The 15810-nt window shown below is 69.2% G+C and carries 16 protein-coding genes, 1 tRNA gene and 2 pseudogenes; 11 read left to right on the forward strand and 8 right to left on the reverse strand.

Annotated elements, in window-relative coordinates; all coding sequences use genetic code 11:
- Nucleotides 1-19: 19 nt before the first annotated feature.
- Together MTR79_RS30615 and MTR79_RS30620 are read right to left on the reverse strand one after the other, a co-directional pair.
- The gene (locus MTR79_RS30615; protein WP_175448641.1) at nucleotides 20-1576 is read right to left on the reverse strand and encodes an MFS transporter; all 1557 of its coding nucleotides are present in this window, start codon (nucleotides 1574-1576) and stop codon (nucleotides 20-22) included.
- A 147-nt stretch (nucleotides 1577-1723) separates the two neighbouring features.
- The gene (locus MTR79_RS30620; protein WP_048457430.1) at nucleotides 1724-2371 is read right to left on the reverse strand and encodes a TetR/AcrR family transcriptional regulator; all 648 of its coding nucleotides are present in this window, start codon (nucleotides 2369-2371) and stop codon (nucleotides 1724-1726) included.
- Nucleotides 2372-2646: 275 nt separating this feature from the next.
- Here MTR79_RS30620 and MTR79_RS30625 point away from each other — a divergent pair, with 275 nt between their 5' ends.
- The 5 genes and pseudogenes from MTR79_RS30625 to MTR79_RS30645 all read left to right on the forward strand — a co-directional run bounded on the left by MTR79_RS30625 (nucleotide 2647) and on the right by MTR79_RS30645 (nucleotide 7472).
- On the forward strand, nucleotides 2647-3939 hold the full coding sequence (locus tag MTR79_RS30625; protein WP_244792550.1) for a M6 family metalloprotease domain-containing protein: 1293 nt from the start codon (nucleotides 2647-2649) through the stop codon (nucleotides 3937-3939).
- A gap of 84 nt (nucleotides 3940-4023) precedes the next feature.
- Complete coding sequence (locus MTR79_RS30630) at nucleotides 4024-4842, forward strand: SAM-dependent methyltransferase (protein WP_114874319.1); 819 nt, start codon at nucleotides 4024-4026, stop codon at nucleotides 4840-4842.
- 202 nt (nucleotides 4843-5044) lie between these two features.
- Nucleotides 5045-5117: transfer RNA gene (locus tag MTR79_RS30635), tRNA-Arg, on the forward strand.
- 1138 nt (nucleotides 5118-6255) lie between these two features.
- Nucleotides 6256-6588 (forward strand): hypothetical protein, encoded by a 333-nt coding sequence (locus tag MTR79_RS30640; protein WP_244792552.1) that lies wholly within the window; start codon nucleotides 6256-6258, stop codon nucleotides 6586-6588.
- A gap of 88 nt (nucleotides 6589-6676) precedes the next feature.
- Nucleotides 6677-7472, forward strand: a pseudogene (locus tag MTR79_RS30645) (IS5 family transposase).
- A 590-nt stretch (nucleotides 7473-8062) separates the two neighbouring features.
- On the opposite strand, the gene MTR79_RS30650 reads toward MTR79_RS30645, so the two are convergent.
- A complete protein-coding gene (locus MTR79_RS30650) occupies nucleotides 8063-8215 on the reverse strand; it encodes a hypothetical protein (RefSeq protein WP_244792554.1) in 153 nt (50 codons plus the stop codon).
- Nucleotides 8216-8742: 527 nt separating this feature from the next.
- Between MTR79_RS30650 and MTR79_RS30655 the strand changes: the two genes are divergently transcribed.
- The 3 genes from MTR79_RS30655 to MTR79_RS30665 all read left to right on the forward strand — a co-directional run bounded on the left by MTR79_RS30655 (nucleotide 8743) and on the right by MTR79_RS30665 (nucleotide 10516).
- Nucleotides 8743-9324, forward strand: a complete 582-nt coding sequence (locus MTR79_RS30655) for a hypothetical protein (protein WP_244792556.1) — start codon at nucleotides 8743-8745, stop codon at nucleotides 9322-9324.
- Nucleotides 9325-9806: 482 nt separating this feature from the next.
- Entirely contained in the window at nucleotides 9807-10073 is a 267-nt protein-coding gene (locus MTR79_RS30660) for a hypothetical protein (RefSeq protein WP_244792558.1), read from the forward strand.
- On the forward strand, nucleotides 10070-10516 hold the full coding sequence (locus tag MTR79_RS30665; RefSeq protein ID WP_244792560.1) for a hypothetical protein: 447 nt from the start codon (nucleotides 10070-10072) through the stop codon (nucleotides 10514-10516). Before MTR79_RS30660 ends, MTR79_RS30665 begins: the two co-directional genes overlap by 4 nt.
- A 153-nt stretch (nucleotides 10517-10669) precedes the next feature.
- On the opposite strand, the gene MTR79_RS30670 is transcribed toward MTR79_RS30665, so the two are convergent.
- Nucleotides 10670-10990, reverse strand: a complete 321-nt coding sequence (locus tag MTR79_RS30670) for a hypothetical protein (RefSeq protein WP_244793388.1) — start codon at nucleotides 10988-10990, stop codon at nucleotides 10670-10672.
- A 180-nt stretch (nucleotides 10991-11170) separates the two neighbouring features.
- On the opposite strand from MTR79_RS30670, the gene MTR79_RS30675 reads away from it, so the two are divergent.
- Nucleotides 11171-11737 (forward strand): Uma2 family endonuclease, encoded by a 567-nt coding sequence (locus MTR79_RS30675; RefSeq protein ID WP_244792562.1) that lies wholly within the window; start codon nucleotides 11171-11173, stop codon nucleotides 11735-11737.
- 261 nt (nucleotides 11738-11998) lie between these two features.
- Nucleotides 11999-12064, forward strand: a pseudogene (locus tag MTR79_RS30680) (cold shock domain-containing protein); the annotation flags it as partial.
- A 56-nt stretch (nucleotides 12065-12120) separates the two neighbouring features.
- On the opposite strand, the gene MTR79_RS30685 reads toward MTR79_RS30680, so the two are convergent.
- From MTR79_RS30685 to MTR79_RS30700, 4 genes are all read right to left on the reverse strand, one after another.
- On the reverse strand, nucleotides 12121-12567 hold the full coding sequence (locus tag MTR79_RS30685; protein WP_086703476.1) for an SRPBCC family protein: 447 nt from the start codon (nucleotides 12565-12567) through the stop codon (nucleotides 12121-12123).
- 489 nt (nucleotides 12568-13056) lie between these two features.
- Nucleotides 13057-13728, reverse strand: a complete 672-nt coding sequence (locus MTR79_RS30690; protein WP_189364957.1) for an enoyl-CoA hydratase-related protein — start codon at nucleotides 13726-13728, stop codon at nucleotides 13057-13059.
- Nucleotides 13729-13817: 89 nt separating this feature from the next.
- Nucleotides 13818-14171, reverse strand: a complete 354-nt coding sequence (locus tag MTR79_RS30695) for a hypothetical protein (protein WP_086703460.1) — start codon at nucleotides 14169-14171, stop codon at nucleotides 13818-13820.
- 152 nt (nucleotides 14172-14323) lie between these two features.
- Nucleotides 14324-14980, reverse strand: coding sequence for a DUF4352 domain-containing protein (locus MTR79_RS30700; RefSeq protein WP_244792564.1), 657 nt, complete (start codon nucleotides 14978-14980; stop codon nucleotides 14324-14326).
- A 128-nt stretch (nucleotides 14981-15108) separates the two neighbouring features.
- On the opposite strand from MTR79_RS30700, the gene MTR79_RS30705 reads away from it, so the two are divergent.
- Nucleotides 15109-15795 (forward strand): nucleotidyl transferase AbiEii/AbiGii toxin family protein, encoded by a 687-nt coding sequence (locus MTR79_RS30705; protein WP_086703463.1) that lies wholly within the window; start codon nucleotides 15109-15111, stop codon nucleotides 15793-15795.
- The last annotated feature ends 15 nt before the right edge of the window (nucleotides 15796-15810 follow it).

Genomic DNA, 15810 nt, shown 5'->3' on the forward strand with positions numbered 1-15810 from the left:
CGGGAGGCGGGCCCGTGGATCAGTGCATGGCCACCGGCACGGCCGCCTCGTTCTCCGCGGCCGCGTCGGAGGACCCGGCGACCGCCGTGGCGCCCGGACGGCCCGCGTTGATCAGGGTCAGGGCGATGACCGCGGCCGCCACCAGGATCCCGACCGCGAACCAGATGGCGCTGGTGTAGCCCTGCACCTGCCCCTGGAGCTGGACCAGCTGCTGCTGGGCCCGGCCCGAGGCGCCGCCGATGTGGTCGGCGACGTAGGCGGTGGTGGCGGAGGCGGCGATCGTGTTCAGCAGGGCCGTGCCGATCGCGCCGCCCACCTGCTGCGAGGTGTTCACCATCGCGGAGGCGACACCGGAGTCACGCGGTTCGACGCCCAGGGTGGCCAGCGACATGGCCGGCATGAACGCCGTACCCATGCCGAGTCCGAGCAGCAGCATGCCGGGCAGCAGCACGGCCGCGTACGAGGTGCCGATCTCCAGCTGGGTCAGCAGCAGCATGCCGACCGCCGCGACCAGGAAGCCGGGGCCCATCAGCAGCCGCGGCGCGACCCGGGTCATCAGCCGGGTGCCTATCTGCGTGGAGCCAGTGATCATGCCCGCGATCATCGGCAGGAAGGCGAAGCCGGTCTTGACCGGCGAGTAGCCCTTCACGACCTGGAGGTAGTAGGTGAGGAAGAGGAACAGGCCGAACATCGCGATGATGGCCAGGCCCAGCGACAGGTAGACCCCGCCGCGGTTGCGCTCGGTGATCACGCGCAGCGGCAGCAGCGGCGCCTTGACCCGCGCCTCGACGGCCACGAACGCGGCGAGCAGCACGGCCGAGGCGACGAACATCGCGATCGTGACGGTGTCGCTCCAGCCCTCGGACTCGGCGCGGGTGAAGCCGTAGACCAGCGCGACCAGGCCCAGGGTGGACAGGACCACGCCGGGGACGTCCAGCGGGGAGCGGTTGCGGCCGCCCGCGGGCTCACGGATGACGAAGTACGCGCCGGCCGCGGCGATCACGGCGAACGGGATGTTCACGAAGAACGTCCAGCGCCAGTCCAGGTACTCGGTGAGGAAGCCGCCGAGGATCAGGCCGACGGCGCCGCCGCCGCCGGCGATCGCGCCGTAGATGCCGAACGCCTTCGCGCGCTCCTTGCCGTCGGTGAACATCACCGCGAGCAGCGACAGCGCGGCGGGCGCGAGCAGCGCGCCGAACGCGCCCTGGAGCGCGCGGGCGCCGAACATCATCGCCTCGTTGGTGGCCGCGCCGCCCAGCGCGGACGCCAGCGCGAAGCCGCCGAGACCGACCACGAAGGCCCGCTTGCGTCCCCACAGGTCGGCGATCCGTCCGCCGAACAGCAGCAGTCCGCCGAAGGCCAGGGCGTAGGCGGTGACCACCCACTGGCGGTTGCCGTCCGAGATGCCCAGGTCCTGCTGGGCGGAGGGCAGGGCGATGTTCACGATGGTGGCGTCCAGGACGACCATCAGCTGGGCGATCGCGATGAAGACGAGCGCTTTCCAGCGGTTGGCGTCCGGGCCGCCGGCGTCGGCGCGACCCGGGGCCTTTCCGGCCGGGGACACTGTTTCAGACATGGAGGTACCCACTTCGGGACGTGTAACGGAATGAATGGGTGAGTAACGAAAAATCGGGCGTGTTCGGCCAACGGCGCGTCCCCGTCGACGGCCGTCGGTGCCGGTGCCCGTGATCAGGACGGGCGGCCTGCGGGTGTCAGGAGTGGCTCAGCGGCGCAGGTCCTCCACGGTCACGGCCGAACCCGGCAGGACGGAGGGGGCGGGCGCCCGCATCCCGTCCAGGAACAGCTGGAGATGGCGGTGGACGAAGCGGTCGGCGCTCATGCAGCCGGTGCCGGCCGGGGGCCGGCTCAGCTGCGCGACACCCACCAGCAGGTCGCCGTACTCCACGTCGTCCCGCAGCTGGCCGGCCGCCCGGGCACGGTCCATCAGCTGGACGACGAGGCTCTCGACGCGCCGCCGCGCATCCTCCAGGTCGGGATGGCTCTGGTCGAAGGTGCTGGAGATCATCGGGCAGAGCGCGCTGATCCGCTCGTCGGCGGCCGCGTGCGCGAAGCGCTCCAGCGCCTCGAAGGCGTCCCCGGTCTCGTTCAGCGCCTGCTCGGCCGCCCGCACCGTACGGTCCATGACGGAGCAGACGACCTCGCGCACGAGCGCGTCGCGGTCCGGGAAGTTGCGGTACACCGTGGCATTGCCGACGCCGGCCCGGCGGGCGACCTCGTCGAGCGGCACCTCGCACCCGAACTCGACGAACATCAGACGGGCGGCGGCGACGATCCGCTCCCGGTTGCGCAGGGCGTCGGCGCGGGGCCGGGGCGCCTTGCGCGTCACGGGGGTCTCGGTCGTCGCGGTCACGGTGCACTCCTCGGGGTGTTGCTCTGACGTCTGTTCTTCGCCCGCGTCGCATCCGGGGATTGCGTCCCCGGATCGTGCGGACACAGGCGTAAACGGGGAGACGATCCCCGGTTATTTCCCGCCCGGGAAGTTTTTGATGTGACTCAGGTCACTTTCTAGCGTCCGGTGACCCCCACGATCGGACCACCCGGCGGGCGCACCCCTGACCCGTGACGCAGGGTGATCACGAGGGTGCAGTCGGAGACGGCGGCTGCCGTGCGGAGCGGAGGTCCCCCATGCAGCCGCAGCCGAGCCGAGGCCGGATATCCCCGCGCCGCCTGGCCGCCCTGGGCTCCGTCGCCGCCCTCACCCTCGCGGTCTGCAGCTCGGCCGGAAGCGGCCACCTCTCCCCCGCCACCACCGCCCCCGGCGCCGGCCCGAGCGCCCTCTCCCGCAGTTCCCCCCACGGCCCGTGCATGATCGGCAGCGACCGCGAGGTCCAGATGTCCGAGGGCATCCCCACGGACCCCGGCTACACCCGCTCCACCGGCACGGTCCGCGCCCTCACCCTGATGATCGACTTCTCGGACGCACCCGGCGACGGCGACGCCCTGGACCGCTACCGCGAGTTCTTCCCGCAGACCCGCGACTGGTTCACCACCAGCTCCTACGGCCGCCTCGACTACCGCCCCGAACTGCCCGTCCCCGAGTGGCTGCGCATGCCCAAGTCCTTCCGCCAGTACGGCATAGAGCGCGGCGCCCCCTTCGACCCCGGCTACCGGGAGCTGATCCGCGACATCGTCTCCGTGGCCGACCCTGAGGTGGACTTCCAGGCGTACGACCTGGTCAACGTCCTCGTCACCCCCAACGCAGGCCCCGCCGCCCTGGACACCGTCCTGTCCGTCACCTTCGCCGGCAACGACGAGGCCCCCATCGCGGACGGCCGGCCCGTCTCCAACGCCTCGTTCGTCTACTCCCGCCAGGACGACGGCTCCGGCTCCTACGACCGCACCGGCTACCGCGTCCTGCCCCACGAGAACGGCCACGTCTTCGGCCTGCCCGACCTCTACACCGCCGAGGGCGGCGGCGCTGTCGGCCACTGGGACATCATGAGCGAGGACTGGGGCGCCAACAACGACTTCCTCGCCTGGCACAAATGGAAGCTGGGCTGGCTGGACGCCTCCCAGGTGAGCTGCGTGGCCGAGCGGGGCTCACGGGAGTACGTCCTGACGCCGCTGGCCCGCGCGGGCGGCCCCAAGCTGCTCTTCATCCCGCTCGACGCGCACTCCGGGTACGCGGTCGAGCTGCGCACCCGCGACGGGAACGACGAGGCGGTGTGCCGGCCGGGCGTCCTGGTCTACCGGGTCGACGCGGACGTGGACACGGGCATGGGCCCGATCACCGTGCACGACGCGACCCGGGACAGCGGCGGCTGCACCCGGGCGCCCAACGTGCACGCGGAACTGTCGGACGCGACGTTCAAGCCGGGGCAGGACTTCGTGGACCGGGGGGAGGGGGTACGGGTGGCGGTGCTGGCGGGGGGCGAGGACGAGTACCGGGTGAGGGTGACGCGCACGTCGCCCCGGTAACCGGGCCAGGGGCTGACCTTTCCCTTACAACTCCCCCCGCTAGGTTGCTCCTTGACAGCTGCCGGCCAGCTTTGGGAGGACGTAGTGACGGAGATATCCGCGGCATCGCTGGAGGCGCGCAAGCGCATCAGGACCGACCAGCCGCACACCGCCCGCATCTGGAACTACTGGCTGGGCGGCAAGGACAACTACCCGGTCGACCAGGCCGCCGGCGACCAGATCCGTAAGCTGCACCCCGGCATCGGCGACTACGCCCTGGCCGACCGGCAGTTCCTCGGCCGCGCGGTGCGGTACCTGGCCGGGCAGTGCGGGATCCGCCAGTTCCTGGACATCGGCACGGGTCTGCCCACGGCCGACAACACGCACGAGGTGGCGCAACGCGTCGCGCCCGAATCGCGGGTCGTCTACGTCGACAACGACCCCATCGTGCTGGCGCACGCGGAGGCGCTGCTCACCAGCACGCCGGAGGGCAGCACGGCGTACCTCGACGAGGACCTGCGCAACATCGACGAGATTTTCGAACAGGCCGCGAAGACACTGGACTTCGGCAAGCCCGTCGCCCTGGTCCTGCTGGGCGTGGTCATCTTCATCGAGGACGACGGGGAGGCGTACGGGGTGGTGCGCCGCCTGATGGACCGCCTGCCGTCGGGCAGCCACCTCGTCCTCTCCCACACGATCACCCGCCCGGACATGCCGGACGTGGACGCGGCGGTGGCGTTCTGGAACGAGAACGGCACCCCGAAGCTGACGCAGAGGACACCCGGGGCGGTGTCCCGCTTCTTCGAGGGGCTCGAGCTGCTGGAGCCGGGGGTGGTGTCCTGCAACCGGTGGCGCCCGGACGAGGGCTCCGGTGAGGTTCCGGCGGAGGTGGCGATGTTCGGAGGGGTGGCCCGGAAGCTCTGAGGCCGTCCGGGTGAGTCGGGGCGGGGCGGGGCGAGGCGGTCCGGCTGGGGCTCGGGACAGGGGCTCCCCTCACCGTCCCCCACCCGCCCGGACGCTGATCCGGTACCCTGTGGATCGAGCGCCCCGGCGGGCGCCGCTGCCCCCTGAGCGGGTCCGCGGCCACCGACCAGGACGCTCACGGCACGGCTTGACCGCCGGCCACGCCTTCGTAGCTCAGGGGATAGAGCACCGCTCTCCTAAAGCGGGTGTCGCAGGTTCGAATCCTGCCGGGGGCACGGACAGAAGGGCCAGCTCAGGAGGGGTTTCCTCACCCAGGCTGGCCCTTCACCGTTCCGGGCTCCGTGCCACAGACGTGCCACTACGTCCGCTCGTTGGAGTCACACCTCAGAGGCATCCGCCAAGGTCGACGCTGCCGCGTCCTGGCCATGTCTGTTGACTCAGACGTCCTTCGCCGCAGGCCATGGCGCACGTCGACCACGCTGAGTAGAGTTCCTTCACCAGCTTCAGAGGGCCGACGCTATGCCGAGACCGGTAGCGTCAAGGGCAAGGGGCGACTGTGAGCCAGTGGTTCGTTGCTTACAACCTGCATGGCGGAGACCCAGTTGATCCGTCGAGTGTGGGTGGCGAGAACAAGTACGACCGGGTACTTGATGCCCAGGCACAACCCCCTCGCAAGCCGCGAAAGCGGGCGCGAGCAGCTCGTGGCAAGAACGGCGCTGATGCGGACCGCCGGCGTCGGGAAGAACTCCGCCGAAATGGTCTGTTGTGAACGTGGGGCAAGCAGTGCGGTCGCACGCCTTGAGTTCCTCGACGACCGGTGGATCTCTCGCGAGCTCTGACATCTACGGCTGACAGCAACAGCGCCGGACGGAGGCACACACCAGCGGCTTTGTCCGACTGCCGCATCAGCCGACCGGTGGCACACACGGAAGGGCCAGCTCAAGCCCCGGCTGCGCTCCGCTCCGCCGGGGCGCGCTTCCCGGCTCCGCTCCTGCCTTCGGCCCGCTCCGCCCGCGCTACGCCGACGCGCGCCCACTGATGGGTAGGGCCGAAGACTATGAGGAGAGCACCGCACAATGCGACCTGCGGTCACAGACGATCGCCTCCGGCGGGGGATCGGCCGGCACCGGGATGGAGGGGGCGTCGTCGCCGACCGCGGGCCGGTAGTGGCATGAGCGGGTTGCTCCCATCCCGTCCACCATCGACCCAGGCAGAGCCGAGCAGACGCGGCCCAGGGCGTCCAGGTCGTTCGTACAGTGGCGCGCTCCACCTGGACGCCCTGAACCACGCCCGCTCCACGGTATGTGGGTCGACGGCGGACGGGATGGGAGTTGGGGTGAGTGGTGGGTTGGGGTCTGAGGGACGAGTTGCGGTCTAGGCTCTCCCGAACGGGCGGGAAGAAGGGGAGGGCTGGTGGACCAGCGATGGTCGGAAGGGCCGCAAGCCGATCCTGATGTGGCGAGAGACCGCTACAACACGGATATGCGGGCATCGCGCGCTGCGATACGCGAGGTGTTCCGGGTGGAACTGCCGATTGCGCACGTGGGCCTGATGCTTGTGGTCGTGGCGAGTGTGTTCGTAAGTGTGGTCTGGTCCCCCGGGACGGGGGTGATCATCGCAGGAGCCTTCGCAGCGCTGTTCGTGGTCGCTCTGGTTGTGGCCCTCCTGGCGGGCAAGCGAGGATGGGGTGCAGCGCGCGCCGCATACAAGTTCACCTTCGGATGGGCCAACTGGATCACGCCTTAGAGCTCGTAACACGATCTTGCTGAAAAGTCGTGGTTGGCCGTGACTGGTGTGAGGATTCGGCCGTTCGTGAGGGTGTGACTACCCGGCCGTGGATCGTGACGACGACTTGTGGGCGCTGATCGAATCGCTGCTGCCGCCGTGGTCGGAGAAGGCGCCGGGGCCACGACGGTGGCGGACCGGTTCTGCCTCCAGGGAATCCTGTACGTCCTCTACAACGACATAGCCTGGCAGCTCCTGCCGCTGGAGCTGGGGTTCGGCTCGGGACAGACCTGCTGGCGCCGCCTGGACCGGTAGCAGAAAGCAGGAGTCTTCGACCGGCTGCACCGGATCCTGCTCGCGGAACTGAACGCGGCCGGCGAACTCGACTGGTCACGTGCGTGCGTGGACGGCTCTCACATCCGCGCGAAAAAGGGAGCGCCGACACCGGTCCGTCGCCGGTCGACCGGCGGAAGACGGGCAGCAAACACCACCTGATCTGCGATGGCCGTCGCACCCCGCTCAAGGTCATCACCACCGCGGCCAACGTCAACGACGTCACCCAGACCCTCGCCCTGGTCAACGGCATCCCGCCCGTCGCCGGCCGCCCCGGCCGGCCCCGCAGCAGGCCCGAAGCCCTGCTCGGCGACAAGGGCTACGACTCCAACGCCCACCGCGCCGAATTACGTCGCCGACGGATCCTGCCCGTCATCTCCCGCAAGGGGGCCCCGAACATCAAGGGCATGGGCAAGCTCCGCTACGTCGTCGAGCAGACCTTCGCCCTGCTCCACCACTTCAAACGCCTCGCGGTCCGCTGGGAACGCCGCACCGAACTCCACGACGCCTTCGTCTCCTTGGCCTGCAGTCTCCTCTGCTGGCGACGGCTTCGGAAGCCCAAGAACGACTGACCGGCGTCGGGGCAGGTTCAGGGCCCCAGTGGGCTGCTTCAGAGCGTTGGTACTCTCCGCATCTACGGCAAGGCAGGAGAGACGATCATGGGAGCAGAGCCGTCGACTCCTCCGAGCCGCTGGTTCAGAGGAACTGGCCTCGGTGTCCTCTTCGGTGGGCTGACTGCGGTGGTATCCACTCCTGCCATAGGGAGTGCATGGGCTGCTTGTGACATCGGCAACGGCGTAACCAATGGCATGACCTTGCTGTTTCTTGCGCCTCTCATATGGATCGCCGCTGCGGTTCCGTGGGTGATCCTGCACAGCACCCTCGGAAAACGTCATCGCAGGACAGCCCTGACTGCAGGGCTCATCTTCACCCTGTGGTTCACCTGGTTCCTTGTCACCTGGCTCGGCATGCCGCACTCCTACCCCGCCCCGTTGTGCGCGGGCAACGTCCCACCCTGGTGGCCGAGCTTCATCCCGGCATGACTCCGGCGTAGCCCGTGAACGACCTCGGCACCGGCAACCTACGTAACAACCCCGAGCAGCCGCAGCACGCCAGCGAGATCGTGTTACGAGCTCTTAAGTTGTCCTGGCGTAGAACGCGTCTACCTAACGAACAGGACGTAGTAGCCCACGGTTACGACGATGGCAGTCGTCGTGATCAGGGACTTCAGGCGGGCGGTCCGGGACTCGTCGGCAATCGCGAACCGGACCGTCTGCCCAACCTGCGTGAAAAATTCGCGCACCAGCACCTCCATTGATTGTTTAACTCTCGGGTAGAGCTTCTAACCTTCTCTGTGTAGAAACAAGAAAAGCCCGACTTCTAATCACTCCGGCACTAATGCGCCATCGTCGCGAAAAGAAATCAGGCTTGCGATTTAACGATATGGATTTATAAATCTTCGAGCTCTGATTCATCCTCTGGCGGCGTAGAGCCCACCCCCTTGATGCCGCAGCTCAAGGGGCGAAGAGATCAAGCAACAGAACTATATCACAGCCTATGACCTGCAACTCTGCCTACCTGTAGGCGAGTTCGCACCCCGGACACCCCATCCCAGGGGCTGTTCCCGCTGACTGTAGGAAGCGTCAGGCTGTGCCAGTTGCGTGCCAGATGCTGCGGGGAGTCACGGGGGACACCGGGGAACCAGCCGGCCGCCCACCAATCGCCGAGTCCGCTCCGCCGCAGGTCAGCTGGCCATGCCCCCTGAGTGACCTAAGCTTCCCAAACTGAGGTCTCGGGGAAATCCGCTGCTTGCCGTCCTCGAGGTGTCCTACGGTTCGACGCATGACTCCGGTCAGCCCCGAGAACCCACTGACCTCCAAAGACGCCGAGGCGTTGCTTGCCATGCTCTCTGCCCGCGTCAAGGTAAAGCGAGGCATGAGCGAGCGGGAGCTTGACCGCGCTGAGGAGCGCTGGGGGTTCCGCTTCGCGCCGGAGCATCGAACCCTGCTGGGGGCAGGGATACCTACGGGGAGCGGTAGTTGGCCCGATTGGCGGGACGGCGAGCCGGAGAACCTGGCGGAGCGGTTGGCATGGCCGGTGCATGGGGTGCTGTTCGACGTGGAGCACAACGGTTTCTGGCACCCGGACTGGGAGCCGCGGCCGGCGGGCACTCAGGATGCCATCGAAGTGGCTCGCACGTACTTGGCCAAGGTCCCGGTCATGGTGCCGATCTACTCGCACCGGTACCTGCTGGCCGATCCAGACCGCACCGGCGCGCCTGTACTTTCGATATACCAGACGGACATCATTTATTACGGCACCGATCTGGTCGACTACTTCCACCACGAGTTCGGTCGCCCTGTGCCGACACCCGAAGACCATCAGTACGCCACGATCCCTTTCTGGTCCTACTTCCTCGACTGAACGGCCCCCCTGGCTCGGGACCAAGAGTTCGCGTGCCACAGCCGTGCCAGATGCAGGGGCCAGCCACGGTCAACAACGGGAACGAGCGGTTGCATGCGTGCCCGCTGGCCAGACCGATGAAGCCGCAAGTCACCGCCAAGACGCCCCAGCCTCTCCTAAAACGGGTGTCGCAGGTTCGAATCCTGCCGGGGGCACAGACAGTAGGGCCGGTTCGAGGGAGCTTTTCTCCGGGGCCGGCCCTTCGCCGTTTCGAGGACCGCGCGGGACGGCTGTCGCCACGTCGTCCGCGGGTACGCGCCCGAGCCATCGGGAGGAACGTCAGAGATCGGCCTTCATCGATCGCCCGGAGAGCCCGACACCTCTGATCGCCTGGTGGTGACCTGGAGAGGCCGGCACCCTGAACGAGGATGACGACAGAGGCTTGCGAGCCGGGCCGCGGAGAAAGTCAGGTCGCTTGACGCAGAGCCTGGCATATTTCAAGTATGGCAACTCGGAAGATCACCATCACCGTGCCGGAAGAACTTGTCGAATCGATCAAGGAACGTGTCGACGCACGAGGGGTGTCCGCTTACATCGCGGCCGCCGCCGCCCATCAAGACGCCATGGACCGGTTGCGCGAGCTGGCCGAACGCCTTGAGGAAGAGCACGGGCCGGTGACGGACGACGAGCAGCAGGCAGCGCTGGACCACATCGCCGCCATCGACGGTTGGCATGACGAGCGGCGATCGCGCCCCGGTGCGGCCGCATGAGCCGCGCCGCCCGAGCAAAGCTGCACCAGCCACGACAACGCGTCTTCGTGTTCGACTCCGAGGCCCTTTCCAAGGCGATTCAAGGAGATCGGGAGATGGTCGCGCTGATCAAGGCGGCTCCGCGGCTCGACATCTCCATCGTCACCTCGGCCCCCACCACCTTGGAGGCATGGGATCCTCGCGAAACGTCGAGGCAGGCACTGTGGAACTGGACGCGGTCCCGGATCCGCATCGTGCACACGGACGACCGGGTGATCGCCACGGCACGGGACATGTTGAAGACCGCAGGTCTGCACGGGCACAGGTACGCCAGCGACGCCGTCCTGGCGGCTGTGGCCGCAAGGGAAGCCGAGCGGGGAGTCCAGGCAACCGTCTTCACCTCGGACACCGACGATTTGAACCAGCTTCTCGCAGGCCGCCCCGTACGGGTCGAGAAGGTCTGACGGGACACGTTCACCTCGCTCGGGTTGCTCGTCGGCTTCCGCCGGGCAACCCGCGCCTTCACCGGACAGCACCCACCAGCATGCTTTCAACAGGTTGGTGTCCCTACCGAGTTGCATTGCAGGGCTGCACCACGGTGCGGGCCCAGACGGTGTTCACTGCGTCCACACTCGCTGGAACTCTTCGGTCGGGATGATCTCCAGCAGGTCCTCTTCAGGGTCGATCGCCTGGTCTGTCAGGCCGCCGTGCTCGTCCTCCAGGTGCTCCCAGCTGTACCGGTGGAGCCGGCCGGCCGAAGTCAGCTCGGCTTGCTTGATGGCGACCAACTCGCCGCGGTCGGGTACGGCCTCGATGTACCACAAGCCGCCCCCCTCGTCGGCGTGGCGGAAGTGGTACCGCGGCACGACGCGGCTGCGACGGCTCTTGGGGTCGTCGTCGTACAGCTCACCCCTGCGCCGCTGGGTCTGGTGACGCACGTGAAGTACCTCGGTGTGCCTGTTTGGCAGCGCGCCGGTTTCCCACTCGTCGTGGGCTTGCCGGCCGGACGTCGGCCGACGGTAGGGAGCGTGAGCGAGATCAGCGTGCCGGAAGGACGGCAGACAGTACGCTGCACGCAGCGGGATCGGGCCCGCAGCACAGTGTCCGGGAGGTGCTTCATGACGGCCGAGATGGTGGCCCCGGCGTGGATGCATGAGCAGATCACGGCGGAGGAGTACGACTCCTGGTCCGAGGAGCAGTGCGCCGGTATCGAGATCGTGGACGGGATGGTCGTCGTGAGTCCGAATGCCTCCAAGCGGCACAACCGGCTGGCCCGGATTCTGGCGAACGCCCTGGATGCCGCCGCGGGCCCGGAGTGGAACGCCGACACGGACTTCGACGTCCGGCTTCAGGACGTCCCGCTCACCAATCGCCGCCCGGACGTCGTCGTGTACCGCGCAGAGACGATCGACATCACCCCCACCCGTCCTGAGCATGTGCTGCTGGTCGCGGAGGTGGTGTCGCCAGGCTCGGAGACCACCGACCGCATCGTGAAGGTCGACCAGTACGCCAAGGCAGGCATCGGCTTCTACTGGCGGATCGAGCAGGCCGCGACCGGCGTTCCCCTCGTGTACACCTACGTTCTCGACCCCGCGACGATGACCTACCGGGACGGAGACGTCTTCACCGGCGTCCTCAAGGTCGCGGCACCCTTCCCGGCGGAGGTCGACCTCGGCCAGGTCTGACCAAGTGAGCGGACGAGGAGTCGGTCTCCCGAATGCCCCCGAAGGATCCGCACTGTCCGGCCGGGATCGCAGCCGACCAGGCATGAATGGCCATCCTGTCCGCTGGTCGCCCTGTCCCGGGCGGTTGTGGGCGGATGACGCGGGTCTCGGGTGAGGGCCTTCCGGCATCTGGCTCGCTTTGTGGCGGGGCGTGGAAGTGCAGCTCCGCCGTGACCCCGCGGACCCGGGGTGCCGGCGCAGACGCGGCCGCAAGGTTCCGCCATGGTGACTGCGACTGTCCGCGAGTGGCACGACGAGGAAGGGTGGGGCGTGCTCGACTCTCCCGAGCACGCTCGAAGAAGCCCCCAGCAGTGGACGGGCCGTCTCCGTCTCCGTGTGGCGCCTCAAACGGCCGCTGTGTGCTCGCGGACCGCGGCGCGGGCGAGCTTGGTCAGCATCATGCCGTTGCGGACCCGGACGACGTAGTCGACGGGGAGCCCGTGCATGCGTGTGCCGGGGCCCCGGAGGGGGTGCCAGTCGAGCGTGAAGAGGGTGTGCTCGCCCCAGGGCGTCAACTTCATGGCGATGCGAGCCGCGCCGAAGGGCCCCGCCTTCGCTTCCAGTTGCAGGCGGCGCCGCGGTTCGCAGATGCGGACGACGCAGGTGTCGTCGAGCGTCAGAGGGCCGGCGCCGACGCGGACCTTCAGTCGGGCGCCCACGTCCGGCCAATGGGGGTCCACTGCGAGGATCTGCTGCGTTCCGGTCACCCATTCCCCGTACCGGTGGCCGTCGGACAGCAGGCGCCAGACTTCGGCCGGCGAGCTAGGGATCAGACTACGGTTCCGGGCCACGGTCACGCTCCTGGGAGATGGGCAGCACCAAGACGGGACCCGCCCCCTTCACGGCTCGACGGGGTCCGGTGCGACGGGGTCTGCCTTACCGGCCGTCCTGCGGGCCTGACGCCCAGCTTCCGGTGCCTTGTGCCGCGTGCCCAGTCCGAGGGATCCAGGCGGGTGAGTGGCAGCAGGGCTCACTGCCCCGGACACCGGTCGACGGCCCGCGTCGGGCAGGCGGCGCGCCCAGGCCGCAGGCGGGCAGGACGGCCCGCTGCCCCCGACACCGGTCGACGGCCCGCGTCGGACCGGCCTCGGGCAGGCCTCGGACAGGCCTCGGACAGACGTCGGGCAGACGGTGCGCTCGGGCCGCCGGGCGACGGTCGTGAGGCGCGCCTCGGGGAGTGGGGGCAGGCTCCCGATGTCCGGGCCCGGCGCCGTCTCCCACCTGCGCGGAACATGGCTGAGGGATGCGGCCCTCCTCGGGCCCGGGGACGTGTCGTGCCGTCAGCCCATCGGGTTCGTCGTGTCCCTCAGGGTCGTCAAGACCTCCGTGTACAGGCGGGACTTGATCGTGCCCAGCGTGTTCCCGGCCTTGCCGGACAGGGACTCGGCCAGGGCGACAGCCGTGGCGCGGACGTCCGCCTCCGGCACCGCCCGGTCCACGATCGACGCGGCCGCCGCGTCGACACCCCCGTACCGCCGTGCCGTCGTCATCGCCTCGTGGGCCGTCTGCGGGGTCAGGCGGGCGCGGATGAGGGCCGACATGCCGGGGGTGAACGGGATGTCGATGTCCGCCTCCGGGAGGCACCAGTAGCCGCGGTCCGCGCGCATCACGCGGAAGTCGTGCGCCAGCGACAGCATCGCCCCGGCCGCGAACGTGTGGCCCTGGAGCGCGGCCACCGTCATCACCGGAAGCGACAGCATCCGCGCGAACAGCTGGTGCACCGAGACCACGTAGTCCTGGTAGTGGTCCGCGTTGGCGAACAGCCATTCCAGGTCCAGGCCGTTGGACCAGAACTTGCCCGTCGCCGTGGTCACCAGGGCGCGCGGGCCCTCCGCCTTCTCCACCTCGTCGAGCGCGGCTCCGGCCGCGGTGATCCAGTCGGGGTGGAAGCGGTTCTCGCCGTCTCCCAGGTCGAGGACGAAGACGTTCTCGTGGCGGTCCAGCGTGGGCATGGCGGCGCTCCGTTCACCTGTGGCCTACTGGTCGGTAACTTAAGGGGCCGGTGCAGGGAACGCAAGACGCCGCCGAGCGCCCGTGTGCGTCAGGAGTAGCTGAAGTCGCCCACCGTCCAGGCGCTGACGTCCTCGATCGCCACCCGGTACATGCCGCCCGTCTCCGGGACGCCGACCGTGCCCTGGATGATCCGGGCCACGTGGAAGTGGAGGTGGGTGGGCGGGCCTTCCCGCTTCACCGGGGCGTCGAAGACGGAGGCGAACTCGGCGAGCTGGTCCGAGTCCTTCAGCACCTCCGCGACCCTCTTCCGCCACACGGATTCGGGAGCCAGCCGGCCGGTGATGACGGCACCACCGGTGACCACGGTCAGAGACATCTGGCTGCTCTGCCCGGATTCCACGCGGGCGGCGATGTCTACGATCAGCTCGTCGGGCTTCACCATGGCCCGAATTCTATGCGGGGCGCTCCCCGGCGTGCCGCCCGCTGTCCTGGACACGACTACGGCACGCCTCTGACCTGCCCGGACAAGGTGACCGCTGCCCGGGGCAGGTCGCCCTCCCCGGACCGGTAGGTCGCCGTGCCCGGACCGACGCCTCAGGACACGTCCACGCGCACCGGGTCGCCCAGCAGGCCGTCGGTGTAGGTCACGTACTTCGGCGTGAAGGTGCCCTTGCCGGTGACGGTGCCGGAGATGTTCTCGCCGGGGGCGAGGTCCACCGTGTCGATCTGCTCCTCGTCCACGCCCAGTTCGACCGTGTGCTTGGTGCCGTCGGTGTCGGTGATCGTGAAGTACAGCGGGTTCACGCTCACCTCGTCGTCGCCGTCGTTGACGACGGTGACCCGCACGCTGGTGTAGTCGCTGCCGTCGGCCAGGATGCTCTTGCTGAACTCCGCGCGCTCCGCGGTGACCTTCACCGGGCCGCCGCCCTGCTCGGACTCCTTCCTCTTCGCGTCCGGACCCTTCTCCTTCGCCCCGGCCGAGGCGCTGACGGAGGTGTCGGCCGCCGTGTTCCCGCCGTCGTCGGAGCCGTCGCCGCTCGCCGACAGGGCGGCGGTCAACACGACGAGGCCGAGGACGCCCGCGCAGCCGAAGCCCGCGAACTTCAGGAAGCGGCGCTTCTTCGCGGGCGGCGGGGGCGGGGTGCCGGGGAAGCCGTACCCCGAAGGCTGCGGGTACGGCTGCTGCCCGCCCGGGTAGGGCTGCTGGTTCGCGTGGGGCGGCTGCTGGTTCGGGTCGTTCGGCTGGGTCACGGTGCTGCGTCCCTCCAGGTCGTTCCAGTACGTGCGCGTAGGTGACCTGCGAGGAATGCGACCCGTTGCCCTCTACCGGACGGATTCACCCGATCGTGGCGGAGCGTCCCCGCCGCGATAATCGGGGCATGACCTCACCTCCCCTCGGCGTGGACGCCGTGCACGAACGGCTGGCGGGCGATCTGCTCGCCGTCGGGGCGCCGTACGGTCTGGTGCTGGCCGGCGGCGAGGCCGTGCGGGCGCACGGGCTGGTGGAGGCCCGGGTGAGCGAAGGGGTGGATCTGGCCACCGAGCATCCCGCGGACATGGCCGAGATCGCCGGGGCGGTGCGTGCGGGGCTGGAGGGGCGCGGGTGGCCCGTCGAGGCGCCGGTGGTCGATCCGCTGGCGGCGCGGCTGGTCGTCGGGGACGAGGAGACCGGGGCGCGGTGGCGGGTGGACCTCCGCAAGGAGGTGCTGTGGCGGCCGCCGGTGACGACCGCGGCCGGTCCGGCGCTGTCGCTGGAGGACCTGGTCGGTACGCGGGTGCGGGCGCTGGCGGACCGGGGGCTGCCGCGTGACCTGGTGGACGTCCACGCGGCCGCGGACCGGTGGAGTCCGGCCGAACTGGAGGAGCTGGGGCGCCGGCACGCGCCCGACACCTTCGACCTCACCGAGCTGCAGTCCCGGCTGACCGGCACGGAGTGGCTCGACGACCGCGGGTTCCGTGCGCAGGGGCTGGACGCGCCGGAGGTCGAGGAGCTGCGGCGCTGGGCGCTGGCCTGGGCGGACGACATCGCGGAGCGGCTGGTGGAGGGCGAGGACCCCGAGGAGTAGGGCGCAGGGGGCCTC

Source organism: Streptomyces sp. BJ20 (assembly GCF_022869105.1).
Taxonomy (GTDB): domain Bacteria; phylum Actinomycetota; class Actinomycetes; order Streptomycetales; family Streptomycetaceae; genus Streptomyces; species Streptomyces griseoincarnatus.